The sequence below is a fragment of the Dietzia aerolata genome, assembly GCF_014144865.1.
Classification (GTDB): domain Bacteria; phylum Actinomycetota; class Actinomycetes; order Mycobacteriales; family Mycobacteriaceae; genus Dietzia; species Dietzia aerolata.
Window position 1 is genome coordinate 1 of the sequence record NZ_JAALDM010000329.1, and the last position, 399, is coordinate 399.

The 399-nt window shown below is 68.2% G+C and carries 1 pseudogene; it reads right to left on the reverse strand.

The window, feature by feature from the left end:
* Nucleotides 1-399, reverse strand: a pseudogene (locus G6016_RS16925) (HNH endonuclease signature motif containing protein); the annotation flags it as partial.

Genomic DNA, 399 nt, shown 5'->3' on the forward strand with positions numbered 1-399 from the left:
GCCAGGACTTTGGCGATGGTCTGATCCATCCGGCCGTCTGCCATGGCTTTGAGGATGGCGGGGTAGCGGAAGTGCAGGTCCGCGGCGAAGTAGATCATCGCCTCGGCCTCGCTGGTGGTGATGGGGTACATCGCGATCAGATGCGCCACCGCCATCTCACCAGGATCGACCACGGTGAAACCGGGGCGCGGGTTGGTCGGGTCCGGGGCGCAGTCGGGATGGTCCAGGCACTGCAGCATCAGCTCGTGTGCGGTGATGTATCGCTGCGCCGCCGCACGGTTCTCGGCCTCCCAGCCCGAGCGAGCGGCGTGGGCGAACGCGGCGATCGCCTCCTCCGAACCCAGCTGGAACGACGAGGCAGAAGGGGTGGATGGGCCGGCGAAGGGAGCGCCGGGAGGG